Below are 1,636 nucleotides of genomic sequence, written 5' to 3' on the forward strand. Positions count from 1 at the left end.
GGGCTAGAATCTCTTTATTTGTAGGACTGATGGCAGCGCTTATTGATTTTATCATCGGTGTCATTTACGGGGGATTCTCAGGCTACAAAGGCGGAAAAACAGATAATGTCATGATGCGCGTAATTGAAATTTTATACGGTCTTCCTTATTTATTAGTCGTGATTTTACTAATGGTAGTCATGGGCCCCGGGCTTTCTACGATTATTGTGGCACTTTCCGTTACAGGTTGGATCGGGATGGCGAGAATTGTACGGGGGCAAGTATTGCAAATAAAAAACTATGAATACGTCCTTGCATCCAAAACGTTTGGAACAAAAACTAGTCGTATCATTAAGCGAAACCTGCTTCCAAATACGATGGGACCGATTATCGTTCAAATGACACTAACCGTACCAACTGCCATTTTTGCTGAAGCTTTTTTAAGCTTTTTAGGGCTGAGTGTACAAGCTCCTTATGCCAGCTGGGGAGTAATGGCAAACGATGGTTTATCAACGATTCTATCAGGCTATTGGTGGCGTTTGTTTTTTCCCGCTTTTTTTATTTCTCTTACCATGTTTGCTTTTAATGTCCTTGGAGACGGACTGCAAGATGCACTTGATCCGAAATTAAGGAGGTAAGCAAATGGAAAAAATGCTCCAAATCAAAAACTTACACGTACAGTTTTCAACTTACGGAGGGCGAGTTCAAGCTGTAAGAGGCGTTAGTTTTGATTTACATAAAGGAGAAACACTAGCGATTGTCGGAGAGTCAGGGTGCGGAAAAAGCGTGACATCTCAAAGTATTATGAGGTTAATTCCGACACCTCCGGGCAGGATCACAAGCGGATCTATTTTATTTAAAGGCCAGGATTTAACGAAACTATCAGAAAAGAAAATGCGAGACATTCGAGGCGCTGATATTTCGATGATTTTTCAGGATCCCATGACTGCGCTTAATCCAACTCTTCGCGTAGGTGAGCAAATTGCAGAAAATATTATGCAACATGAAAACATTTCAAAAGAAAAAGCCAAAGAAAAAGCATTTGAAATGCTGGAGCTAGTCGGAATTCCAAATCCTAAAGAACGCCTAAAGCAATATCCTCATGAATTTAGCGGGGGAATGAGACAGCGTATTGTTATTGCAATGGCTCTTGTATGCAATCCCGAAGTGCTAATTGCTGATGAACCTACCACAGCTCTTGACGTCACGATACAAGCGCAGATTTTAGAATTGTTTAAGGATATTCAGCAGAAAACGGATGTCTCTATTGTTTTAATTACCCATGATTTAGGTGTAGTTGCTCAGGTAGCTGAACGTGTTGCCGTAATGTATGCAGGAAAGATTGTAGAGATTGGAACAAGAAGAGACATCTTTTATACGCCGCAGCATCCGTATACAAAAGGATTGCTGCGTTCAGTTCCTCGATTAGATTTATACGAAAGTGAACTTGTGCCTATTGCAGGATCACCTCCCGATTTATTTGCACCTCCATCCGGATGTTCGTTCGCACCTCGCTGTCCTTACGTAATGGAAGTATGTGACCGCATGTATCCTGTGTCCACAAAGCTGAAAGAAAGTCACCAAGTGCACTGCTGGCTTCAAGATGAGAGAGCCCAAAAATTTGTAACAACTATAAGCTAGATTTATAGATGAATAG

2 protein-coding genes are annotated in these 1,636 nt (G+C 41.3%); both read left to right on the forward strand.

Going from position 1 to position 1,636, the window contains the following annotated elements:
- Positions 1–617: ABC transporter permease (locus tag AC1DRF_RS26750; RefSeq protein ID WP_477742159.1), on the forward strand; the 617-nt coding region annotated here is incomplete at its 5' end.
- Positions 618–621: 4 nt separating this feature from the next.
- A complete protein-coding gene (locus AC1DRF_RS26755) occupies positions 622–1,620 on the forward strand; it encodes an ABC transporter ATP-binding protein (RefSeq protein ID WP_427075432.1) in 999 nt (332 codons plus the stop codon).
- The last annotated feature ends 16 nt before the right edge of the window (positions 1,621–1,636 follow it).

This window comes from Priestia sp. P5_B4, assembly GCF_056400385.1.

Excerpts from the sequence above, each read along its gene's own strand:
- AC1DRF_RS26755 (WP_427075432.1), top strand. The coding sequence starts at position 622 with ATGGAAAAAATGCTCCAAATCAAAAACTTACACGTACAGTTTTCAACT.